The sequence below is a fragment of the Cnuella takakiae genome (genome assembly GCF_001953305.1).
Lineage (GTDB): Bacteria > Bacteroidota > Bacteroidia > Chitinophagales > Chitinophagaceae > Flavisolibacter > Flavisolibacter takakiae.
The window spans coordinates 155,666-178,074 of record NZ_MTFE01000010.1; the positions used below are offsets into that span (position 1 = coordinate 155,666).

Consider the following 22,409-nt stretch of genomic DNA (forward strand, 5'->3'; position numbering starts at 1 on the left):
TAAGGGATTATAAGTTGTAAAAACGGGCGGCATTACCACCCCAGAATGCTTCCTGCTCCGTTGCAGCAAAGCTTTCAAGATATCGTTGCAAAATGCCCAGCATGGCATCGTATCCTCCGGCCACGTTACATACGGGCCAGTCGGAGCCATACATCAGGCGCTGCATACCAAAAGCAGCAACAACCGTGTCGAGATAAGGCACAAAATCTTCGTAGCGCCAGGCTTTCCAATCTGCTTCGGTCACCATGCCCGATACTTTGCAGTATACATTGGGATGCTGTGCCAAAGCTTCCATATCCTGCTTCCATCCATCAAGCTTTCCGTCTTTGATCAAAGGCTTTGCGATATGATCTACAACAAAGGGCTGATCGGGGAATGCAGCTACCAGTTCGGCACTGTAGCCAAGTTGGTCGGTGAAGATCAGGATATCGTAGGTATAGCCTGCTGCACCTAATGCCGCAATACCTCTTTTGAAGGCTGGCCGCAACATCAATGCACGGTCTGCTTCGCCCTGCAACACGTGGCGAAAGCCTTTGATGAGCGGAAAGCTGCGGTAGTGCTGCAAACGCTCTTCAATGTTTTCGGCCTGCAGATCAACCCAGCCAATAATGCCTTTGATGAAAGCATTGCCTTCAGCCAGCTGCAACAAATAATCGTTTTGTGCTTCCGACTGGTCGGCCTGCACGGCCACGCAGCCATCAAAGCCGTGTTGCGCCAAAATGGGTTGCAGGTCGGCAGGCAGGAAATCGTGTTGGATGACCTGCATCTCGTCGTTGATCCAGCTATCGCGTACCGGGTCGAAATGCCAAAAATGTTGGTGGGCGTCGATGCGCATCAGGAAGGTGATTAGGGATTGGGGTATTAGGTATTGGGTATTGGGTATTTGTGATTAGTGATTGGTGATTGCGCAGTTGAGCAGGAGAAAGCGATATAACCTGAATTCCGAACTATAATTAATCACCACTCACTAATCACCATTCACCATTCACTATTCACTATTGACCATACGCCACCACCTGCTGCCTGCTGGTGCCGAGGCCATCGATGCCCAGTTCCACTACGTCGCCGGGCTTGAGGTAAACCTGCGGGTTCATACCAAGGCCCACGCCTGCAGGGGTGCCGGTAGAGATCACATCGCCGGGAAGCAGGGTCATAAACTGGCTTACATAAGAAATGATATGCGGAATATTGAAAACCAGGTTGGCCGTGTTGCCGTCCTGCATTTTTTCACCGTTAAGGGTTAGCCACAAACGCAGGTTGTGTACATCGGCTACTTCATCTTTGGTAGCCAACCAGGGACCTAAAGGCGCAAAAGTATCACAGCCCTTGCCCTTGTCCCAGGTGCCCTGGCGCTCAAGCTGGAAGGCACGTTCGCTCAGGTCGTTGTGGAGGCAGTAACCGGCTATATATTCCATGGCTTCGGCTTCTTCTACGTAAGATGCACGTTTGCCGATCACAACAGCCAGTTCTACTTCCCAATCCGTTTTTTCAGAGTTCCTTGGAATAACGGTATCATCGTTGGGACCGCAAAGCGCCGTTGTGGCTTTCATAAACACCACCGGCTCGGAGGGTAAGGTGGCGCCGGTTTCCTTGGCGTGATCGGTGTAGTTGAGACCAATACACACGATCTTGGAAGGGCGCGCAATGGGCGCACCCAAACGAACCTCCTTTCCTACGGGCTGCAAACTTTCTTTGTTAGCTGCTACTACATCAGCCAGCTGCTCGATTCCGCTACCGGCAAAGAAGGCTTCATCATAATCGGCAACAAAAGGGGAAACATCATAATACTGTTCGTCCAGAACAACTCCCGGTTTCTCGGCGCCGGGTGCACCAAAGCGAATCAATTTCATAAAGAGTGGGCTATTAGGTTTTAGCTATTGGCTGTTGGCTATAAGCAAACAGATACAAGCTTTGAGTTGTTGCTTATTTATTAGTTAATTAAGATGCTTGAATTAGATGAAGATGCCGATCTCGCCTGAGGCGAGACGGGATGACAACCTACAATACTGAATCATTTCTCTGTTACCGGGAGCCTGTCATGCCGAACTTGTTTCGGCATCCCCTACGCTAAATAATCATTATCCATTCATTATTGCTTGCACCATAATTCATCAACTATTCAACCGCAAAAAGCCACCATCAATTGGGTAATCGCTGCCTGTGATGAATGAAGCTTCATCGGAGCAGAGGTAAAGCGCCAGTGCCGCAATTTCATCCGGTTTTGCCATACGGCCAATGGGCTGCGACTTGCTTAATTTTTCCATCATCTCGGCTTCCTTGCCGGGATAGTTCTTTGCCAGAAATCCATCCACAAAAGGCGTATGCACCCTTGCCGGTGAAATACAGTTGCAACGAATGCCATCGCCGATATAATCTTTGGCAACAGAGAAGGTCATCGACATCACGGCGCCCTTGCTCATACTATAAGCAAAGCGGTCGTTGAGGCCTAAAGTGCTGGCAATGGATGCCAGGTTGAGGATGACGCCGCCGCCCTGCGCCTGCATGATGGGCAGCACAGCGTACAGGCTGTTGTACACGCCCTTTACATTTACCTGGAACACTTTGTCGAAATCGGCTTCAGTTGTAGTGTGCGCCTTGCCAATATGCGATATACCTGCGCTGTTTACCAGTATATCGATTTGGCCGATGGCTGCAAAAACATCAGCTACCGCCTGTTGGTTGGTCACATCACATTCATGGAAAACGGCTTTGCCACCTGCGGCCTCTATTTCCTGTACCGTTGCGGCACCCTGTTCTGCGTTGCGATCCACTACCAGCACATGGGCGCCTTGTTTGCCAAAGAGCAGCGCAGTGGCTTTGCCGATACCGCTTCCGGAGCCTGTTATTACTGCTGTTTTATTGTTTAGTTGAAACATGTATACACTACTGTTTTTATAACCTTTTTTGTATCGCAAAGAACACAAAGAAGGCGCGAAGACCGCAAAGAATACTTTGCGCTTCTTTGCGTATCCTTAGCGCTCTTTGCGATACTTCTTTTATAAACTTAACGTCCTCGTCAATGCGTTAACACCAGCTTTTCGCTTCCTTGTGGTGCTACTGCTTTTTGCCGCAACGCAAAGAAAAGGATCACCACAAAACAAAGCAGGGGAATAATATATGCCACCTGGATATTACCACCGGTAGCGTCCGATATCCATCCCATAATCAGGGGGAAAAACGCACCACCTACAATTGACATTACGATCAGCGAAGAGGCGATCTTTCCTTCTTCACCCAGTCCCTGGATACCCAGCGCAAAGATGGTCGGGAACATGATGGACATAAAAAACGGCACGGCCATTACTGCGTACACCGCCACCGCGCCTGGCACAAAAGAAGCCACTGCCAGCAGGGCCATGCAGATAACGGCATAGAGCGCCAGCAGCCTTTCGGGCTTCAGGTATTTCATAAAGAAGGTACCGGTAAAGCGGCCCAGCATAAAGCCTACCATGGCAATGGAACCCCAATAGAATGCCGCGTCCTTTTCGGGCATATTCATCACATGTTTTGCAAAGCGGATAAAAAAGCTGCCCACGCACACCTGTGCGCCCACATAGAAGAACTGGGCTACCACGCCCCAACGTACCTGTGCATGCCGCAAGACGCGGAAAGAAAAACCACCTGCGCCTTTTTCTTCTTTGCCTTCGCCTTCGGGCAGCCGGGTAAAGAAAAACAACGCAGCCAGCAACAATACCAATACGGCTATAACGAGGTAGGGCAACCGGATAGCAGAAGCTTCCGTTTGCAGGTAAGAATTGAGGGTACCCGCAGCATCCATACGGGACAGCTCCTCGGGACTGTGCTCGATACCCGAAAGGATAAAGCGGCCACCTATGATGGGTGCGATAAAGGCACCCACACCATTGAACGATTGCGCAAAGTTGAGGCGCTGGGTTGCCGTATCCGGATTACCGAGCTTGGTGATATAGGGGTTAGCCACCGTTTCCAAAAAAGTAGCGCCACTGGCAATGATAAAAAGCGCCACCAGGAAGAGCGTAAAGCTGCGGCTGTCGGCGGCCGGCAGGAAGAGCGCAGCGCCAATGCCATACAGGAGCAGTCCCGCCATCACGCCCTTTTTATACCCAAAGCGGTGCATGAACCAGCCGGCGGGCAGCGCCACCAGGAAATAACCCAGGTACACCGAAGAATCGATCAGCGCCGACTCCGTATCGGTAAGCTGGCAGGCCTTCTTGAGGTGCGGGATCAGGATGGGATTGATGTTGTGCAGGAAGGCCCACAGGAAAAACAGGCTGGTGACCAGGATAAAAGGGAACAGGTATTTGTTACGTTGTTGCATACGGGCAATGAATCGTTAGAAAAATGGAATATAAGGATATGCTGGCATATGAAACCCGTTTTAGGTTGCCGGTTGCCGGTATCCTGGCCACCGGAACAATCAAACCGAAAAGGCATAGCAGGCACACAGGCAGCCTTGCGGCCGCCGTGTTTTAATGGCAGAACGGGAAAAATAAGAAAGGAGGATGGGGTAACTGTACTGCACTTACCGGTTGCAGGTTGCAGGTATTTAAATACGGGCTTTCTGCCAGTACTGAAAATTGGTGCACCCATCTCTACGGAATCATTGCATGGTTATTAGTTTAAAAATACTTGAAGCTTGAAGCTCGCAGTCCGCTCCTTGCAACTTGTAACCTGAAACTAGCAACCGGCAAATGGCAACCTGCAACCGGCTACTTCAAAGCCTCTACCCGCCACCAGTCCACATCCACAAAACCCGCATCGTTGATCTGCGTGTTGCGGGTACAAAACAGGCCCATCTTGGCACCAATCCAGCGGCCCATTTCAGCGGTAAAGGGTTCGCCCGCATCTACGAAGCGGTTTCCATCCAGGCTATAGCTAAAGCGGCATTGCGCACCTTTACCTACTTTCATACGGAGGTATAAAATGGGCGTACTAACAGGTGCAATTAAAACTTCCTGCTCCCTGCTGCCCTTGATGGCATCTTTGCAACGGAGGCTTACCAACTGCATACCCTCCTTGGTGCTTTTGAGTGCGAGGCCTGCATAGCTCATCCCCATCATCACCAGCCCCGCTCTTTCGCCTTCCAGTTTAGGGTTGGGCGAAAACTGGAGCTTCGTAGTAACCATGAAGGTTTCGGCAGGTAGCTTTTGCAGCAGCACGTTGGATGCCTCCCATAAGTTGCGGGCACTGTCGGGGAGCTTGTCGGAAAACAGGCGGAGCAGCCCGTTGGCCGGGTTGGTGAAAGCCCAGGTAGCTTTGGGGTTGGCCATCCACTGCCATTGCAGGCCAAGGGTCGCACTATTGAATTCATCGCTGTCGGGAGGCGTTTGCACCGGCCACTGCTTACCCACATTGGGTTTGGGGTAACGCAGCACGGGCTCGCCTTTGCCATCGCCATCCTTATCTATGCCAATCACCGGCCAATCGGCCTTCCACTGCATGGGTTGCAGGTGCACCACGCGGCCATAGGCAGCCTTATCCTGGAAGTGCAGGAACCAGTCTTCACCCGTTTGGGTACTCACCCACGCACCCTGGTGCGGGCCATTCACTGGCGTGCCGCCCTGGTCCATTACCACCTTGCGCTCGTAAGGACCATAGATATTTTTGGAACGCAGCACCAGCTGCCAGCCGGTGCTCACGCCGCCTGCCGGTGCGAAGATGTAGTAGTAGCCATTACGCTTATACAACTTGGGGCCTTCGATGGTAGGATCCTGTTCGTGGCCATCGTACACCAGCACGCCTTCGTCGATGGCTGCTGTGCCTTCTGGGTTGAGGCGCTTTATAGACAGTACACTTTTGATACCTGAACGGCTGCCGGCGTAGGCATGCGCCAGGTACACCTTACCATCCTCATCCCAAAGGGGGCAGGGATCGATCAGCCCCTTACCGCCCACTACCAGCACCGGATCGCTCCAGGGACCGGCAGGGTTCTTTGTCTTGGTGAGATAAATACCAAAATCAGGATCGGGGTAATAGAGGTAGAACTCGCCTTTATGGTAGCGCAGCGCGGGCGCCCACACCCCTTCTCCATGACGGGGTACGGAGAAGTGCGCATAAGGATACTGACGCGGCAATGCATGACCAATGATGCGCCAGTTCACCAGATCTTTCGAGTGCAGGATGGGCAGGCCCGGCACATCTTCAAACGAAGAAGAAGTGAGGTAATAATCATCGCCTACACGGATGGCATCGGGGTCGGAATAGTCGGCGTGGAGAATGGGGTTTTTATAAGTGCCGTCGCCATTGTCGGCAACCCATACTTTGGAAACAAAAGGTTGTTGAGCGGCGGATGTATATGTGAGCCCGGCAAGCAAAAGAAGAATAGGAAAACGCATATCGGGAGAATTGGATATTGCTGCCTAATGAGCAACGATTAATGAGCGATATAGTATCGCAAAGAGCGCAAAGGAGGCGCAAAGAACGCTAAGGATTTTCTTTGCGCCCTCCGCGTTTGCTTAGCGCTCTTTGCGATACTTCAAAACAGCAAAGGCGAAGTTCAACACAAGTTGATACGCTTACCTGGCAACTTGTGCTGCAGGCCAGCTAAAAACTGCAGCTGGTGCAGGCTGGTACCAGGCCTTGTCTTCAACCGCCTGAGGCTGGCTGGCAAAGATCTTTTCCAAAGTATATTCCTGCGCTTCCTGATTGGTCAGCTGCTTTGCCCAAGGTACACGGCCCGCAGTATTGCTGCCCTTGCCAACATTTTTATACTCGGCATAAAAGGCGGTTTGCTCATTGGCGGTATTACCCCAGTTATCCCAGCCTGCGGGTGCAATAACAGCAGGCAGTTCGCAACGAATGAATGCCGTGCGGGAATAGGCTCGCCAGGGACGGCCCAGGAACAATTTGGTTACAGCGCTATCGGCAAGCACCTTGCAATCGAGGAATACAAAGCCGTACTGCCTGCCCCTGGGTGTGTTGGCTGCCGTAATATAAGAGTTGGATTTGGCCCGGATGGTGCAGGCCTGGAACACTGCAGTGGCAGGCCCAAAGATGAAGTCGGTAGTGCCTTCAATAAAACAGTTGACAAACAACTGTCTTGCTCCTTCACCCGCAGCATAGATGGTATCCTGGTTGCCCAGGAAGCGGCAATTGCGGAACACGGCCCGGTCGGCATCCACATAGAGTGCCAGCGCCTGTCCCACCGGGCCGGCACTGTTGGCAAAAGTGATGTTCTCCGCCACAAAGCGGTTGCCCGAAATTTTAGCGGTATAGGAAGTAAAAGTGGTATGCCTGCCCCTGCCCGAATAATCGCTGAAGGTGATGATGGTCTTTTCAACGCTTTCGCCAATGAAAGTGACATCGGTATTGTCGGAAGGCAACTGGATCTTTTCGTTGTACACCCCGTTCTTGATGTAGAGGGTGATGCGCTGCAAGGGGTATACGCGCATGGCATCGATAGCATCCTGGATGAATTTGAAATCACCGGTGCCATCCTTGGCTACCGTAAACACGTACTTGTATTGCTGCGGGTTGGCGGTTTGCGCCATTAGGTTGCCTACAAGAAGCTGCAACAACAGGAGCAGCAGGATGGGCCGGCGAGGAATCGTTATCTGCATACCTGTAAAAATAAGGGCTGGGCGCAGCGCACTGTCCTGTACCATGGCCGCTTCCTAGTGAGGGCAGGTTCGGCAGGTTCTCACAGATGCCACGGATGGCACGGATAAACAGCCAAACAAACCAATAAGGAAGAAAGGAAACGACGATGGACGATGGACCATGGTCAATTGTCCATCGTCCATCGTCTATTATCCGTGTCATCTGTGAGAACCCTTATTCTTCCCTCAGGTAGTCGCTCACATCAAGCCCGAGTTCCGCGGCAATCTCCCGAAACAGTACCTTTCTGTAACCCGGCAGCTGCGCATTGCCATTGAGGATCTCGCCTACCAGCCTGTTGCTCAGCATCAGCTGGGTGGCGTAAGTGCCATATCGCTTTACCAACGCTTGTTGTATGGGCGCAAAAAGGTGCTCTTTATCGTGCGAAGCCTTGCGGGCAGCCGCGTGTTGCTCGGGGCTGCGGGGCTCGCGGGTGGGCAGCTCCCGCGACAAGCCCTGTGCATTGGCCTCGGTACGGGCAGCTTTCAGAATGCCTGCTATGCGGTTGGCAAAACGGCTGTTCTTATAACGGGGATGCACGCCCGGATCGTCAATCACGCTGTCGGGAGGCAACTGCCCGCAGGCAAGGGCCCGCACCAGGTCTTCGTTCATCACCTGGTAAGGCGGCTTGTTGATATCGCGGGCCAGTTCATCGCGCAGGCGCAGCAGCTCATTGGTGATATACTGGTCGCGGCGGCTCAGCTGGTGCAGGTCGGCGGGTTTTAAAAAGCTGGTGCGCTGCTGCGGCTGGTGAATGGTAGTACTCAGCAGGGCCTGCTCTTCGCGCACAAAGGGCATGAGCCCGCGGGCTTCGGCCTCGGCTACCAACAGGTCCTTAAGCGGGTGCAGCCACACCACGTCTTCGGCGGCATACTGTATCTGCCCTTCCGACAAGGGGCGGCGCAGCCAGTTGCTTTTCTGGTGCTGCTTGCTGATGTGGTGATCGAGCGCTACCCGCAGCATATTGGCCAGCGAGGTTTGCTCGTAGTTGAGCAGGCGCGCTACCACCTCGGTATCGAATACGTTTTTGGGATAACAACCCAGGCTATGCAACAGGCGCAAATCCTCGCCGGGCGAGTGTACCAGTTTCTGAATATTGGGGTCTTCAAAAATGGTGTAGAGGCCGCCCAGGTCCAGCTCCTCCATGGGATCTATGATATAGCAAACATCGGGGGTGGCCACCTGTATCAAACAAAGGGTAACCCCGTAGGAATAGCGGTTATTGTCGAACTCGAGGTCGAAAGAGATCACCGGTGCTGCAGCAAGCTGCTGCAGGCAGGATGCCATCTGGGCCTGCTGCGCGATATATATAACGGGTTGATGTGTGCGGGTAGCGTGAAGCAAAGGGCAGGTATTAAGATAAAAAAGCGGGCGGAGCCATCGAAAGCCACGCACCGGGAAACAGGGGCAAAAATAAGCAGGAAGCGCCAAGGCGGGGGGTAATTGTTGCGACCGGGGGAGGGCTGTGGCTCCTTGCCCGTTAGTAGCACCGGAGTACAAGCGTGCGACGCAAGAGCAGCCCTATAGTAGCAATGCTGTTTGGTTCCATAAACCCTGTTACTGTGGTTTTATTGAAAATAGCATGGACTGTTTTGATGCTCCAGGCTATTGCGCTGCCGACCCTTTGGCTACCGGTTAGTTGCACCCCAGCCTGAAAGCAGGGTACAAAAAGTAAGAGCCGCCAACAGCAATCAGTAATGGCTAGAAAGCTTACTTTCAGTTGCAATAAACCCACCTCAAATGAAAAAAGTAACCGGCATCGGCGGCATCTTCTTCAAAAGCAAAGACCCCGAGGCCATGCGGGCATGGTACCAGCAACACCTGGGTTTGGACACCAACGCCTATGGTGCAAGTTTCGAGTGGCGCGATGCTGCCGATCCCGAAAAGAAAGGCACCACGCAGTGGAGTCCTTTTGCGGAATCGACGGGCTATTTCGCGCCTTCCGAAAAAGAGTTTATGATCAACTACCGCGTGGAAAACCTGGAAGCCCTGGTTGCGGAATTACAGCAAAGCGGAGTGACCATTTTGGATGGCATTGAAACCTACGACTACGGCAAGTTTGTACACATCCTTGATGCGGAAGGCAACAAGATAGAACTGTGGGAGCCTGTTGACTAACCAGGCATAACAAGGGTTATTTTATTTTAGCCTTTTGCCATCATCAAACAAGGCAGCAATACATGAACCGAAATCCAAAAGTTGAATGGTTCTTCCAGGAAGCAAGCCCCTGGCAGGAAGCCTACGAGCAACTAAGCGTAATATGCCTGGAAAGCGGGCTGCAGGAAGACCTTAAATGGGGCTGTCCCTGTTATACAATGGAGGGCCGGAACGTGGTACTCATTCATGGCTTCAAGGAATACTGCGCCCTGCTGTTCTTTAAAGGCGCCCTGCTCAACAATGCACACGGACTGCTGATCCAACAAACCGAAAACGTGCAGTCGGCAAGGCAAATTCGTTTTACCAATGTTGCTGCCATCAGGAGCAATGCTGCTGTGCTGGCAGCCTGTATCCGCGAAGCCATAGCAGTGGAAAGGGCGGGATTGAAAGTAACGCTGAAAAAAACAGCAGACTACACAGCGCCTGAAGAATGGCTGCAGGTTGTGGCTGGCGATGGAGCACTCAAAGCCGCTTTCGAAGCCCTCACGCCCGGCAGGCAAAGGGCTTACCTTTTTCATTTTGCACAACCCAAACAATCAAAAACAAGGGTGGCAAGGATTGAAAAACACAGGGCGCAAATACTGGAAGGGAAAGGGCTGAATGATTGATAGCGCCTTTGTTATCACCAGAACATTTCACTACAAAAAGAGCCCCATGCTTACCGCCATCAACCCCAAGCTGCCCATGCGCAACAAAGCTGCCACAAAGGCTTATTACGAGCAGTTGGGTTTTGCACAATGGGGGCATGCAGACTACCCAGATTACCTGATGCTGCAAAAAGACAATATTGAAATACACTTCTTTTTGTTTCCGGCACTCGACACCAAAGAAAATTACGGACAGGTGTATATCCGCACCAATAGTATCGAGGAGTCGTACCAATCGTACCTGGACCAGAACATAGCCATTCACCCCAACGCACCCCTGCAAGCAAAACCATGGGGCATCAAAGAGTTTTCCCTAATCGATCCGGATGGTAACCTGCTCACGTTTGGTGAAGCGTTGTGAGCGGAATGCAGGTGGCAAGTTGCAGTTTCAGGTTGCAGGTTCCAAGTAGCAGGTTACCGTTTAATGGGCAATACCAATGTACAAAGCGCCGCACCTATACTTTTTCCAGTTGAATGCTGTCTTACCTCCTGTTACTTGCAACCTGCAACGGGTAACGCCCTAATACTTCACTTCAACTGCATGATCGGCGGGTATATCTTCACCGTTCCAAACTTTTACCGCCGTCCACGGTGCTGCGGGTGCAGCCCAGAAAGGATCTGTATCGGGCAGGCCCAAAGGCAGGAAGATATGGGCAGCCAGGTACAAACTGCCGGTAGTAATATAAGGCTCGCCCAGGCCAGGTTGGGCGCCGTGCAGGCCGATATTGAGCCAGCCCCGCTCATTGAAGGTTTTAGGAGCACCTAATGTTTTTTGCAGCACTGCGGCAAGTGCACTGCGCACCGCAGCAGGCGATAAGGATTCAGGCAGCTTGTTGCGCAAAGCCATATCGGCCAGGTGATGAAACACACCGCTGCGGTAGGCAATGGAGCGGCCAAATACCGGGAAAGAACCATCGGTGTTGATGCTGCGTTCCTGTATCTCTGCATAGCGTTTATTGATCTTATCGAGGTGAGGCGCAAACCAGCCAAAGCGCCTGGTTTTACCATTGATGATGTCCACAATAGATGCGAGGTAAGGATGGATAACGATGCTGTTGTAATAGTCCATGGCAAAGTTCATCCCATCGGAAAACAATCCATCGCCCACATACCAGTGATGGGCAAATTCCCGCACGGCAAATTCAATCCGCACCACATCATACTCGTAGCCGTAACGGCAAAAGAAAGCTTCGATCATGCCACTGAACAATATCCAGTTGGTATAGGCCGGCACGGTGGCCCTTGTTTGTTTGAAAGCCGTAACCACTCCTGCCTTTACACTGCTGTCGGCATGGTCCCACAACCAGGGGCAACGCACCAGTCCAAAAGCAAGGAAGGAAGCATCTACCAGCGGCTGTCCACCGTTCCATTGCAGGTAATCTTTGGCAGCGGGGTTCACCGCGTTGGCAAGTGCCTGCAATGCCCACTGGCGGTACTGGTTGCGCAGGGCCACTTCTTCTTTGCCACCGCCTTCGTTATTGAGCCAGGGACCAATACCACTCAGGGTGCGGCCAAATGCTTCAAGGTAAGATACCGAAGTGCGGCTTTGGGCATTGTCAACTTTTGGCGCCAGTTGTACCGGCATATTAGCTTTTAAGTTATCGGCAGCCAGGTTGGAGAAAACAGGCCTTGCCACCTTATCGAGGTAACGCAGCCATAGCTGGCGGTCGGTAGCTTTTTGTGCCATTGTTACCTGCAGGAAAAAGCAGGTGCAGATAAGGGCCAGTACTTTTTTCATCTAAAGGAAAATTCTTTTTGGATACCAGTTGGACGATACTATTGGAAGAGCGCTAGGAATAGGCAACATGGATAGGAACACGGATGGAACGGATAAAACGGATAGGAACGGATTTTTATCCCATCCGGCACTAATCTTTTTGATACACCCGTACATAATCCACTTCCATTCGTGTAGGAAATTTAGTACCCGAAGGATCACCACCATTATCGCCACCGATTGCCAGGTTCAATAGCATATAATGCGGTTGCTTGAATGGATTGATCCCGGTACCATCGCGGTTTACCAGCGAATCCATGGGCACTTTGTTGAGCAGGATATCGTCTACATAAAGGGCAATGGCCTGTTGGTCCCAGTCCATGCGCCATACATGAAACTGATCTGCCCATTGCTGGCCCAACGAGTCCACCGAAAACGTATTGCTGAACCAATGTGCCTTGTACTGCTGGCGGGTACCCGTGGCAATATTGGCCAGCAGCCTGCCACGGTAATATTCCATCATGTCGATCTCGCCATTGCTTGGCCATTGGCCTTTTACACCCAGGGTCCACCAGGCCGGCCACAAGCCTGCACTAGCTTTGATACGGCCCCGCATCACGAAGCGGCCATATTGCCATTGCTTTTTGCCCCGGGTAAGCAGGGATGCCGCACTGTAATGAATGGAATCGCGTTTAAAACGCCAGTCGTTACTGCCCTGTGCATAACGCGGGTTTGCTCTTTGTTCTTTCCGTCCTTCAATGATCAGCATACCATTGGCGCACCATGCATTCTGCGGCTGGTACCATTGTAGTTCGTTGTTGCGTACAAAGCCTTGTTCATAGCCCCAGTTGGCTGTATCGGGACTGCCTTTTTTATTGAATTCATCGGCCCACCTCAGGCGGTAGCCATCAGTGGCGAAAGGGTCACGGGCAGATTGCTGGCCATTGCTGATCGTACCTGCCAGCATAGCGGCAAGTAACAACGCGAAATGTGGGAAGAAGAGCTTTGATTGCATATGGTAAAATGTTGAAGTGCGCTTTAAAGGGTGCTCACAGATGGCACGGATAACACGGATGACTTACTAGGTGCAAAAGCATTAAGGTCAGTTGCAGGTTGCCAGTTCCGAGTTGCCAGTGTGGGCAGATGTAAAGGGAAATATTGCTCACAGATGGCACGGATGACACAGATATTTTCTGGTTGCAAAAGCATTGTTTTTTGTTACAAATTCCAACTTGTAATAACCGGTGTTTGGATTATGGTAAGCATCAAATCAAAATCATCCGTGTCATCTGTGCCATCTGTGAGCAATACTACTTATCCAGCAACCGGTACAACTCCGTTGCCGCCAGCAGGTAGGCGCCCACGCCAAAGTTGGAGGTGCTTTGCTGGTTCACCACCTGCCCGGGAATGGCCCTTTCGCCAATGGGCTGCACATAGCCCACCCGGCCATCGGGCTGGAGGGCTGTTGTGGAAAGGTAGTTCCAGCTGCGCTGCACTACGGGCAGGTATGTTTTTTTATCGAGGTAGCCATTGTTGATACCCCACAAAAAGCCATAGGTAAAGAACGCCGTACCACTGGTTTCGGGGCCGGGTGCATGTTCGGAATCGAGCATGCTGCGGGTCCAGTAGCCTTCGGGGCGCTGCGCTTGCATGATGGCCAGCGCCATACGCCGGTAACGGCTTTCAAACAGCGGGCGCTGCGGCGCATCTTTGGGCAGGTCCTGCAGCACCTTGGCCAATCCGGCAAATACCCATCCATCGCCGCGTGCCCAGAAATCCTTCCCGCCATTAGCGCTCTTGTGTTTGGGATAAAGGTATTTGGCATCGCGGTAAAACAGGCCTGCGGCACTGTCGTACATAATGCTTTCCGCGTAGCGGTAATATGCTTCCAGCTTCTGGAGGTACTGCGCGTTGCCGGTGACGGTATACAGCTTCGTCATTACGGGCATCACCATGTAAAGGCCATCGGCCCACCACCAGTAGTCGTTGCGTTCCGTGCTCATCTGGTATTCCATCACCTCGAGGGCACGGGCAATTTTCCTGGGGTCTTTATCCAGTTGGTATAGGTCGGCATAGGTTTGAAAACAAATCTGCCAGTCGCCAAACAACACGTAGTCATCCTTTTCGCCATAGGTCAGCTTCCACTCTTCTTTCTTATCCGATTTGGCGCCTTTCCACTCGTTGTGCACCGCCCAGTCTTCTGAGTATTTGCGGTAAGCTTCATTGCGGGTGAGTGCGTAGGCCGCCATGTTACCGGTATGATAGGCGGCATGATCCCAGAAGGCACGCTGCTGTGGTGCATTGTTGGCCTGCCAGTACCCGTTCACCTTGTTGATGATGGCGAGCACGGAATCTTTACGGGAACCAAAATTCTTGCTACCCTTTGTAGCGGCACAGGAACTTAACACCAGTAACAACAGTCCTGTAAATAATCGAAGTCTATTCATGGCAAAACAATTTCCTTATTTGCGTACGCGGTATTCCAGCACCTGCACCATCTGCGGTTTCATCGTACCCACGCCTTCGCCGTCCACCTGTATGGCGGGTTGCATAAAGAGGTGGAGTAACCTTTTTTCTTTCCACAATTCGGTATCGTACGATGGTTCCCAGTTGCCTACAGCATCGGTAGCCAGGTCCCTGATCTTCCATTTTTTTTGCCTAAGATTTTTATTCACTGCAATGGATATACGGCTGCCGCGTTCGGCATCGCGAAACACGAGGCCCGCCGCCCATTTGCTACCCCTGCGCCAGGCAATGATCTGCGGACGGGCAATGGGAATGGCCTTGCTACCCGCACCACTGAGGCTAAAAGGCAGGGCACGGAAACCCAGGTTCTGCATTTGCCAAACGCCCTCCCTGCTGAACACCATGCGGTATTGCGGTACGGAGCTGGTGCTGTCCCGCCAGTAGGTGGCAATATAAGGCTGGCCCTTTTCATCGGCAAACATGGAAGTCTGGTTGATCAGTTCGCTTTGTTGCGGGATGCGCCATGCATACTCGGCACTTGCTGCGGTAATGGGTAACCGGTAAGCTTGGCCATCCGAACGCTCCCAACTGATGCCACCATCGGTGGAGCGGGCATAACAGAGGTCGTGGTTGGAAGCCACATCGGGGCTTTCGCGCCATACCCAGGAGAGGTGTATGGTACCGCGACTGTCTACGCATGCCTGCCAGTAGGGGTTGCGTTTGCCTTCACCGCTAATGAGGTTGTGCTGCACCTGTTGCCAGCGGCCCGTTTGCAGGTCGTAGCGGTTCATCACCAGGTTGCCATTGCCCGAGCCGCCATCGCGGTACAGGAAGAGGAGATCGCCCTGGGGCAGGCGGTAAAATTCGGGGTATGATACCTTGGCCTCGCTGGTGCCGGTCATGGGTTGGGGTTGCTCAAATTGGAGGGCGCCAGGGGCAATGCTCCGGGTATAGTGCAAGGGGTTGTTGTGGTGATCCCAGGCCATGTGCAGGTAGCCCGCACCATCGGTCATGATGGAAATGATGTTGTGGGCATCGCGGGTATTGCCTTTGAAAGGGGTTTGCACCACCTGCCACTGCTGGCCGCCGATGCGGCGCTTGCCTACCACCACATAACTATCGGGGTTGTAAAAAGCGATGTACTGGGTATCCTTATAGGAAGCGAGTGCGTTTTTGCGAAAGACGGTAACATTTACGGTATTGGCGCTCCAGCCTTCGGCAACGGGTACCAGCCGGACCTTTTGTGCGCCTGTGGAAATAACCATTGCCAGCAGCAGGACGCAAAAACATAGTTGTTTGCGGGCAGGGCTATGCTGCCGCTTTGATGTGGAAAGGCTGCCAAAGCAATCGGTAATCATCCAGGTAGGTTGCAATAAAAAACGGGTTGATCCCGGCAAACATAAGCCGCAATCCAGTTTTGCTGCCGCTTTATTACCGGCAAAAAATATTGGAACCCAAGGAAATGGAAAGCCTTCTTTTAGAAATGATCAAGAAAGGTGCTGGCGCAATAGCGGTGCAAGGCGGCATTGCTTGAAAAAGAACTTTCAACTTTTACAGTTTATTGGTAAAAAAGTAAGCATGTTTGCCGTTAATGGTATGGGCTTTGACTTATAATATATAATCTATGAATAACCAACCTAATCCAATTGTTGAACAAGAAATTGGGCCGTTGAAAAACCAATAATCCGAAACTTGAAAACATGCCCGGATAAAGTATGCTACTTTACCCAGATATAATCCCCTTCCATTCAGAAGGGGATTTTTCTATAGCAAAACCCTTAAGTAGTTCTACTAAGTTGTTGATTTTCAAACTTTTTGAGCTACTCACCACCCGCTAAAAACGGCCTTTTACCTAAAATTGTTGCGGTTTGACCGAATGCATTAATACGCCTTTTAATATTGGGGCAATTTTGTTCCCGGAAGGCAGGCGGATCAGCGCCGGAACTTCCATCCAGTTTCCAATGAAAAGGCCGCAACCCAACCCGTTTTTTCCCGTATCCTTTTGAAGACCAGCCCAGGCCGGTTCACATGAAAACACAAGCTCATTGGAGCTGAGAAATCCCTTCCTCACCGAAGGGATTATTTTTTCCAAGAACTGCTGTTCGCCGCCCTTATTTACTGGTATGCCTGAAAAAATACAAGGGGTATCCAAACCGGTCGGTATGGTGGTAATTGTGAAAGCCCATCTTTTGGTAAAAAGGCAGGTTGCGTGGGGTGGAAGTTTCCAGGTAGATGTTCCGCCCTTGCCGGGCGCACCAGGTAATCAGGGCCTCCACCAGGGCGCTTCCACAACCCTGGCCCTGTCGGGCAGGTTCCACCCCAATAAACCACAGGTAGGCAAATGCCTCGCCCGGATGCTGGCTTTTGATATAAGCTTCCCGCTGCAGCACTTTACGTATGTTCCGGACACCGATGGATTTTACTGCCAGCTGCAGGTCCAGCAAAACCGATTGCAGGCTGGTCTTTTTCCTATCGGGGAAAAGCAGCAGGGCACAGGCATCCCTTTGCTCCGACCACAGTACGGCACCATACCGGAAGCAAAGCTCGAAGGAATAGTCCATCAGGGCCTGTATCCGCAACAACCTGCGTTCATCCTGCTGAATGATGTAGTTAACGCTTTGGTTGTCGTGAAACGCTTTGGAAAGCAATGCCACAACGGCTGTTTTGTCCTGCAGTATGGCTCTGGTCATGGTTGAAGTATGCACCCTTGTGATGGCTAAAGATACAAGTGCATAGACCACAGACAACGGACGACAGACCACAACGGGTTTTACACACTTAAGCCATTCCATTTTTCCAACGAGCAAACAACAGCAAACAGCAGGGTAGTTGATACAAAAATGCTGGCCCCTGCATACCCAACAATGGAAATACAGGAGTCAGCATTTAAAAAGAAGCTTAGTGGTGTTTACGCTGCCGCCGCTTCCATCGCCGCAAATTCATTCTCATCGGCGCTGGGACCATAACTGCCGGGGATGGGAATATCCAACAGGCGCAGGTACACACCCAGTTGTGCCCGGTGGTGGATCTGCTGGCTCAGCGAGGTGCGGATCATTTCCATCTTGAGGTCGGTCCAGTAAACAATGTCGCCGTTGCGCAAGGTCCAGGGCAGTTGCATTTGCGCCTCGTTTTCGGGCACCAGCATCGAAAGGCCTTCCTGGTAGCGTTGTTCGAAATAAGCCATCATATCCTCGCTGTCCTTGATTTCGGGTTGAACATAAGCATTTTCGAAGTCCAGTTCCTCGGTGGTGAGCACCAGGTGGATCCAGCCGGGCAAATCGGCAAGGTGCTTTACCAGTTCTTTCATCACCATGCTGCGGGGATGGGGTTTAAAACCGAAATCGTCTTCTTTTACCAGGGCCAGAAACTTGCGGGTGATGGCGCCTTCTTCCTCGTACTGCTTTTTGAAAAATTCGATCAGTGTCATGTTGCTTGGCTTTGTACTACAAAGCAACAAAGGGGTAGTGACAGCCCTATGTCAGCAGGGTTTCAAAAGGTTCCACTTTTTGTGCAATTTTTTCCAGCAGGGCAGCCACTTCGTCTTTGAGGGCTTGTGGCGATACGATGGTGGCCCGGTCGCCAAACATGAGGTACCAGCGGGCAAAGCCGCAAAAGGAGGCCGTAAGAAAGGTCATGCGCAGCTTTCCTTCGTGTGGCTCCTCCCGCACAAAACCGTTGTAGTATTTCTGCGTACCCAGGTACTGCGCCGAGTCGGGCTCCACATCCATCACCACCTGTTTGAGGTCGGCCTGGTGCATGGTGGTATCCAGCAACTGCTGCAAGGGCGGGTGGCTGGGGGTAAAATGATGGTCCGATAACATCAATTGCTCAATCCGATCGGTACGGAATACCCGGTAGTCCATACGCATCCGGCAGTAGCCCAGCAGGTACCACTGCCCGCTCTGGTAGTAAATACCAATGGGCTCTACGGAGCGCTGCAGCCTTTCCCGTTTGCCAATGGAATGGTAGTGCATCTCCAGCACCTTGGTTTGCCCGATGGCATCCAGGATGGTGGAGAGGTGCAGTTCATCGGGCTTCTGGTATTGCGGATGGGTATAGGGCAGCACGGCAATATGGTTTTCGATCTGCTCCAGCAGGTCTTTTTCAGTCATGCGGAGCACCGCCTTTATTTTGTCCAGCGCCGAATGGTACTGCCTTGCCACCTGTTTGTCGGCCATCGAGTGGATCAGCTTGCCCGCGGTGAGCAGGGCCGCCGCCTCTTCGCGGCAGAACTGTACCGGCGGCAGGCGGTAGCCTTCCATCAGCTGGTAGCCGCTGCCCGCCTCGCCGATCACCGGCACACCGGCGGCTTCCAAGGCCTTTACATCGCGGTACACCGTGCGCAGGCTGATGCCGAACTTATCGGCAATTTCCTGCGCCTTTATTTTCCGCTTGGTTTGCAGCTGTATCAGGATGGCGTTGAGCCGGTCGATGCGGTTCATAAATAATCAGGTCTTGGTTGAGGGAGATGGAATCAGGCAAAAGTCAAAAGTTACAGGTAAAAAAGGGTACCGCTTGTGTAATAAGGATATAAATGATTGGGTAGGGCGCTATAACAGCGTATGATGCTGTATTTGTTTGGGCAGGTCCTTTTATCCAGGTATACTCCGAAAGCGGCAGGAGATCCCGGCCTACGCCTGGACGACAGAACCCGCGAACACTGTCATGCCGAAGCATGTCTGGATCTCCTTGAATCTTTGGAGTACCTGTGTATTAAAGGGGATGCCGAAACAAGTTCGGCATGACAGAGTTTGAGGAAGCTGTTATACTGAAGCATATCGGCACCTCCCCTATACACAAGCATCCCGCTATTTGCTTTTGCCTTTTCCCTGTTTACCTATCTCGCACCATCTTACCCATCACAGCTTTTGCAGCTGCCTACCCAACCGGTAAGTGCCGCCCTTCTCCGTATTTAGCTCCACCACCTGGTTGCCATACCGCAGTTTGCAGGTACCGCCATTCCGGGACAACAGTTTTACCCCTTTCAGCTTTCCCCCTTCCCAATCGATATCTACCTCAAAGCCACCCCGGGCCACAATGCCGTGGATATATCCCTGTTGCCAGGCTTTGGGCATTGCAGGCAGCAGTTCGATCTCCCCCGCATGGCTTTGCAGCAGCATTTCGGAAATGCCCGCCGTTGCGCCAAAATTGCCATCGATCTGGAAGGGCGGGTGGTTGTCGAGCAGGTTGGGCAGGGTAGATTTTTGCAACAGGGCTACCAGGTTCTGGTAGGCGGCATCGCCATCCTGCAGGCGGGCAAAAAAGTTGACGATCCAGGCACGGCTCCAGCCTGTATGGCCGCCGCCATTGGCCAGGCGGTGGTCGATGGTTTTGCGGGCAGCTGCCAGTAACTCAGGTGTTTGGCGGTTGATCTCGTTGCCGGGATGCAGCCCATAGAGATGCGAGATGTGCCGGTGGCCAGGTTCTGGTTCTTTGAATTCTTCAGTCCATTCCATGATGCGGCCATCACTGCCTATTTTGGTGGGTGCCAGGCGGGCAGAAGTTTGCTCCAGTTGTTTTTGAAAAGCCTTATCCATATTGAGCACCCGGGCGGCCGCCAAAGTATTGCCCAGCAGCTCGCGGATGATCATATGGTCCATGGTAGGGCCCATCACCATGGTGGCCACGGAGCCATCGGGAGCGGTAAAAGTATTCTCCGGCGAAATGGACGGGCCCGATACCAGGTGCCCCGTTGCCGGGTTCGGGGTAAGCCAGGCCATACAAAATTCTGCCGCTTCCTTCAGGGCAGGATAGGCCTGCTTTGCCAGGTAGTCCTTATCGGCGGTAAACTGGTAGTGCTCCCACAGGTGGCGGGCACTCCAGGCCATTCCCATGGGCCACATCGCCCACTGGGGCTTGCCATAGGTTTCGGTAAAATGCCAGGCATCGGTGGTAAAATGCGCTACCGTTCCTTTCAACCCGTACATGTCGCGGGCCGTTTTGCGGCCGTCTGCACGCAGGGCATTCAGGAAGTCCAGAAAGGGCTGGTGCAGCTCCGACAGGTTGGCAACCTCGGCGGGCCAGTAGTTCATCTGGATATTGATGTTGATGTGGTAGTCGGCATCCCAGGGTGGGTTGAGGCCATCGGCCCAGATGCCCTGCAGGTTGGCAGGCAGCCCGCCCGGCCTCGAGCTGCTGATGAGCAGGTAGCGGCCAAACTGGTAATACAGCTCCAGCAGCTGCGGGTCTTCGTTGCCCTGCTGCAGGGCGGCAATACGGGCATCCATAGGAAAAAGGGTACTGTTGTTGGTACCCAGGTCCAGGTCTACCCTCTTGAAATACCGTTGGTAATCCGCTATATGCGCCTGCTTCAGGTCGGCATAGGTTTGTTGTGCGGCGGCCTGCAATTCCTGGTCAGCCGTGGCTTGCGGGTCCTTGCCCCAGTAGTCGGTAGCAGCGGTCAGCAACAGGGTCACCGCATCAGCCTTGGTTACCTGCAGTTTACCCGCCACAGGATTGATGGTGCCTCCTTCGGCGATCACCTGCACCTTCGACACCAGCCGCACCCCTACCCCATTGCCTACATGCTCGCTCAGCGTTATGGTTTGCCCCGCAACATCAATGGCAGCCTTATTACCCGACCGGCGCATACCCACGCTGAAGTTGAGCGCACCCTTCTTGTCTGCCGTGAGGCGTACCACCAGTGCCTTTGCCGGTGCACTGGAGAAGATTTCCCGCTGGAAACCCACATTACCCACCCGGTACTGCACCCGGGCAATGGCAGTTTCGAGGTCCAGCTCGCGGCGGTAGCCCTGCAGCTCGCCGTTGGGTAGCACAAAATCCAGCAGGAGGTCGCCCAGGGTCTGGTAGGAGCTGCCGCTTTTGCGTGGGCCCATCATCTTTTCCTCGGCCAGCTTCTGCGCTGCTGCATACTGCCCTGCAAACAACAGCTTCCTTACCTGCGGCAGGGCGGCTTTTGCTTCCGGGTGCACAAAATCTTCCGGCCTGCCCGACCAGATGCTTTCTTCATTCAGCTGTAACCGCTCGGATGCGATACCGCCAAACACCATGGCCCCCAGCCGGCCGTTGCCCACAGGCAGTGCTTCGTTCCAGCTGCCGGCAGGATGCTGGTACCAGAGTTCCAGGTCTTTACCGGTTTGGGCAAAAAGGGTGGTTGCAAAAAGGAACAGAGCGAGGATTGATACAAGGCTGTTCTTGCGGGGTATCGTACCGGTTCTTTTGAAATACATGGTAAAAGTTCTTTGGTTCATTGGGCTGTTAGCGGGTGCCTGAAACTACGGCGGAATTTTTCACGCAAAGACGCAAAGGAGCAAGGGCGCAAAGAGTGATGCATATGCTGTGTTACTCCCTGTCGTATGTGCCTCCGTGGTTTATACAAGCATAAAAAAACGGGCACTGTAGAAACAGACCCGTGTAACGATTGCTTGCCATTTTTCAATACTAAAAGTTTATGCTGTAGTGCAATAAGCTATTGGGCTTGTAGCTGCAACACCACCGGCTGCATGCCTTCGGCGGTGGCCGTCAAGGTGATCGGCCCTTTCCTGCCATTGGATTGCACGATGCAAAGGGCCTTGCCGTTCATGGCAGCATGTTGTTCCCCTTTGAACGATTCCATACTTACAGGGCTGCCATTGTCCACAGCGGCAATGGTGCCTGCACCGCTGATAGTGAACTTAACCAGGTTGTTGGCACGGGGCGCCAGCACACCGTTCCCATCGGTCACATCAATGGTCACAAACGACAGGTCTGCACCATCGGCCTTGATCACTTTACGGTCCGCTTTCAGTACCAGCCGGGCAGGTGCACCGGCGGTCTTTACTTCTTTGGTCACCACCACATTCCCGTCTTTGTAGGAAACGGCTTTCAGGGTTCCCGGGGCATAGGGC

Annotated in this window: 19 protein-coding genes and 1 pseudogene; 4 read left to right on the top strand and 16 right to left on the bottom strand. The window is 52.7% G+C overall.

Annotated features, from left to right (window positions below; translation table 11 throughout):
• Nucleotides 1–7: 7 nt before the first annotated feature.
• The 7 genes from BUE76_RS01105 to BUE76_RS01135 all read right to left on the bottom strand — a co-directional run bounded on the left by BUE76_RS01105 (nucleotide 8) and on the right by BUE76_RS01135 (nucleotide 8,919).
• Nucleotides 8–835, bottom strand: a complete 828-nt coding sequence (locus BUE76_RS01105; RefSeq protein ID WP_073039316.1) for an amidohydrolase family protein — start codon at nucleotides 833–835, stop codon at nucleotides 8–10.
• 160 nt (nucleotides 836–995) lie between these two features.
• The gene (locus BUE76_RS01110) at nucleotides 996–1,850 is read right to left on the bottom strand and encodes a fumarylacetoacetate hydrolase family protein (protein WP_073039317.1); all 855 of its coding nucleotides are present in this window, start codon (nucleotides 1,848–1,850) and stop codon (nucleotides 996–998) included.
• 261 nt (nucleotides 1,851–2,111) lie between these two features.
• Nucleotides 2,112–2,876, bottom strand: coding sequence for an SDR family NAD(P)-dependent oxidoreductase (locus BUE76_RS01115; RefSeq protein ID WP_073039318.1), 765 nt, complete (start codon nucleotides 2,874–2,876; stop codon nucleotides 2,112–2,114).
• Between the two features lie 140 nt (nucleotides 2,877–3,016).
• Nucleotides 3,017–4,297 carry an L-fucose:H+ symporter permease gene (gene fucP, locus BUE76_RS01120; RefSeq protein WP_073039319.1) on the bottom strand — a complete coding sequence of 427 codons (1,281 nt, stop codon included), beginning with the start codon at nucleotides 4,295–4,297 and terminating at the stop codon, nucleotides 3,017–3,019.
• A gap of 391 nt (nucleotides 4,298–4,688) precedes the next feature.
• Nucleotides 4,689–6,314 (bottom strand): glycoside hydrolase family 43 protein, encoded by a 1,626-nt coding sequence (locus BUE76_RS01125; protein ID WP_073039320.1) that lies wholly within the window; start codon nucleotides 6,312–6,314, stop codon nucleotides 4,689–4,691.
• 180 nt (nucleotides 6,315–6,494) lie between these two features.
• A complete protein-coding gene (locus tag BUE76_RS01130; protein WP_073039481.1) occupies nucleotides 6,495–7,538 on the bottom strand; it encodes a pectinesterase family protein in 1,044 nt (347 codons plus the stop codon).
• 214 nt (nucleotides 7,539–7,752) lie between these two features.
• A complete protein-coding gene (locus BUE76_RS01135; RefSeq protein ID WP_143157163.1) occupies nucleotides 7,753–8,919 on the bottom strand; it encodes a ribonuclease D in 1,167 nt (388 codons plus the stop codon).
• A 396-nt stretch (nucleotides 8,920–9,315) separates the two neighbouring features.
• Here BUE76_RS01135 and BUE76_RS01140 point away from each other — a divergent pair, with 396 nt between their 5' ends.
• The 3 genes from BUE76_RS01140 (at nucleotide 9,316) to BUE76_RS01150 (ending at nucleotide 10,740) form a co-directional block, all read left to right on the top strand.
• A complete protein-coding gene (locus BUE76_RS01140) occupies nucleotides 9,316–9,693 on the top strand; it encodes a VOC family protein (protein WP_073039322.1) in 378 nt (125 codons plus the stop codon).
• Between the two features lie 62 nt (nucleotides 9,694–9,755).
• Nucleotides 9,756–10,340 (top strand): YdeI/OmpD-associated family protein, encoded by a 585-nt coding sequence (locus tag BUE76_RS01145; RefSeq protein WP_073039323.1) that lies wholly within the window; start codon nucleotides 9,756–9,758, stop codon nucleotides 10,338–10,340.
• Between the two features lie 46 nt (nucleotides 10,341–10,386).
• Nucleotides 10,387–10,740 (top strand): bleomycin resistance protein, encoded by a 354-nt coding sequence (locus BUE76_RS01150; protein ID WP_073039483.1) that lies wholly within the window; start codon nucleotides 10,387–10,389, stop codon nucleotides 10,738–10,740.
• Nucleotides 10,741–10,899: 159 nt separating this feature from the next.
• On the opposite strand, the gene BUE76_RS01155 is transcribed toward BUE76_RS01150, so the two are convergent.
• The 4 genes from BUE76_RS01155 to BUE76_RS01170 form a co-directional block, all read right to left on the bottom strand.
• Nucleotides 10,900–12,117 carry a DUF2264 domain-containing protein gene (locus tag BUE76_RS01155; RefSeq protein ID WP_073039324.1) on the bottom strand — a complete coding sequence of 406 codons (1,218 nt, stop codon included), beginning with the start codon at nucleotides 12,115–12,117 and terminating at the stop codon, nucleotides 10,900–10,902.
• A 130-nt stretch (nucleotides 12,118–12,247) separates the two neighbouring features.
• Complete coding sequence (locus BUE76_RS01160; RefSeq protein WP_073039325.1) at nucleotides 12,248–13,111, bottom strand: glycoside hydrolase family 16 protein; 864 nt, start codon at nucleotides 13,109–13,111, stop codon at nucleotides 12,248–12,250.
• A gap of 295 nt (nucleotides 13,112–13,406) precedes the next feature.
• Nucleotides 13,407–14,543, bottom strand: a complete 1,137-nt coding sequence (locus BUE76_RS01165) for a glycoside hydrolase family 88/105 protein (protein WP_073039326.1) — start codon at nucleotides 14,541–14,543, stop codon at nucleotides 13,407–13,409.
• Nucleotides 14,544–14,558: 15 nt separating this feature from the next.
• A complete protein-coding gene (locus BUE76_RS01170; RefSeq protein ID WP_073039327.1) occupies nucleotides 14,559–15,827 on the bottom strand; it encodes a BNR repeat-containing protein in 1,269 nt (422 codons plus the stop codon).
• Between BUE76_RS01170 and BUE76_RS24640 the strand changes: the two genes are divergently transcribed.
• Nucleotides 15,814–16,176 carry a hypothetical protein gene (locus BUE76_RS24640; protein WP_173702652.1) on the top strand — a complete coding sequence of 121 codons (363 nt, stop codon included), beginning with the start codon at nucleotides 15,814–15,816 and terminating at the stop codon, nucleotides 16,174–16,176. The genes BUE76_RS01170 and BUE76_RS24640 overlap by 14 nt on opposite strands.
• A 497-nt stretch (nucleotides 16,177–16,673) precedes the next feature.
• On the opposite strand, the gene BUE76_RS01180 is transcribed toward BUE76_RS24640, so the two are convergent.
• The 5 genes and pseudogenes from BUE76_RS01180 to BUE76_RS25035 form a co-directional block, all read right to left on the bottom strand.
• A complete protein-coding gene (locus BUE76_RS01180; RefSeq protein ID WP_073039329.1) occupies nucleotides 16,674–17,252 on the bottom strand; it encodes a GNAT family N-acetyltransferase in 579 nt (192 codons plus the stop codon).
• Between the two features lie 218 nt (nucleotides 17,253–17,470).
• Nucleotides 17,471–17,989, bottom strand: coding sequence for a DinB family protein (locus BUE76_RS01185; RefSeq protein WP_073039330.1), 519 nt, complete (start codon nucleotides 17,987–17,989; stop codon nucleotides 17,471–17,473).
• A gap of 46 nt (nucleotides 17,990–18,035) precedes the next feature.
• Complete coding sequence (locus BUE76_RS01190) at nucleotides 18,036–19,004, bottom strand: helix-turn-helix transcriptional regulator (RefSeq protein WP_073039331.1); 969 nt, start codon at nucleotides 19,002–19,004, stop codon at nucleotides 18,036–18,038.
• 417 nt (nucleotides 19,005–19,421) lie between these two features.
• On the bottom strand, nucleotides 19,422–21,773 hold the full coding sequence (locus BUE76_RS01195) for a glycoside hydrolase family 95 protein (RefSeq protein WP_143157165.1): 2,352 nt from the start codon (nucleotides 21,771–21,773) through the stop codon (nucleotides 19,422–19,424).
• Between the two features lie 218 nt (nucleotides 21,774–21,991).
• Nucleotides 21,992–22,409: pseudogene (locus BUE76_RS25035) on the bottom strand (glycoside hydrolase family 2); the annotation flags it as partial.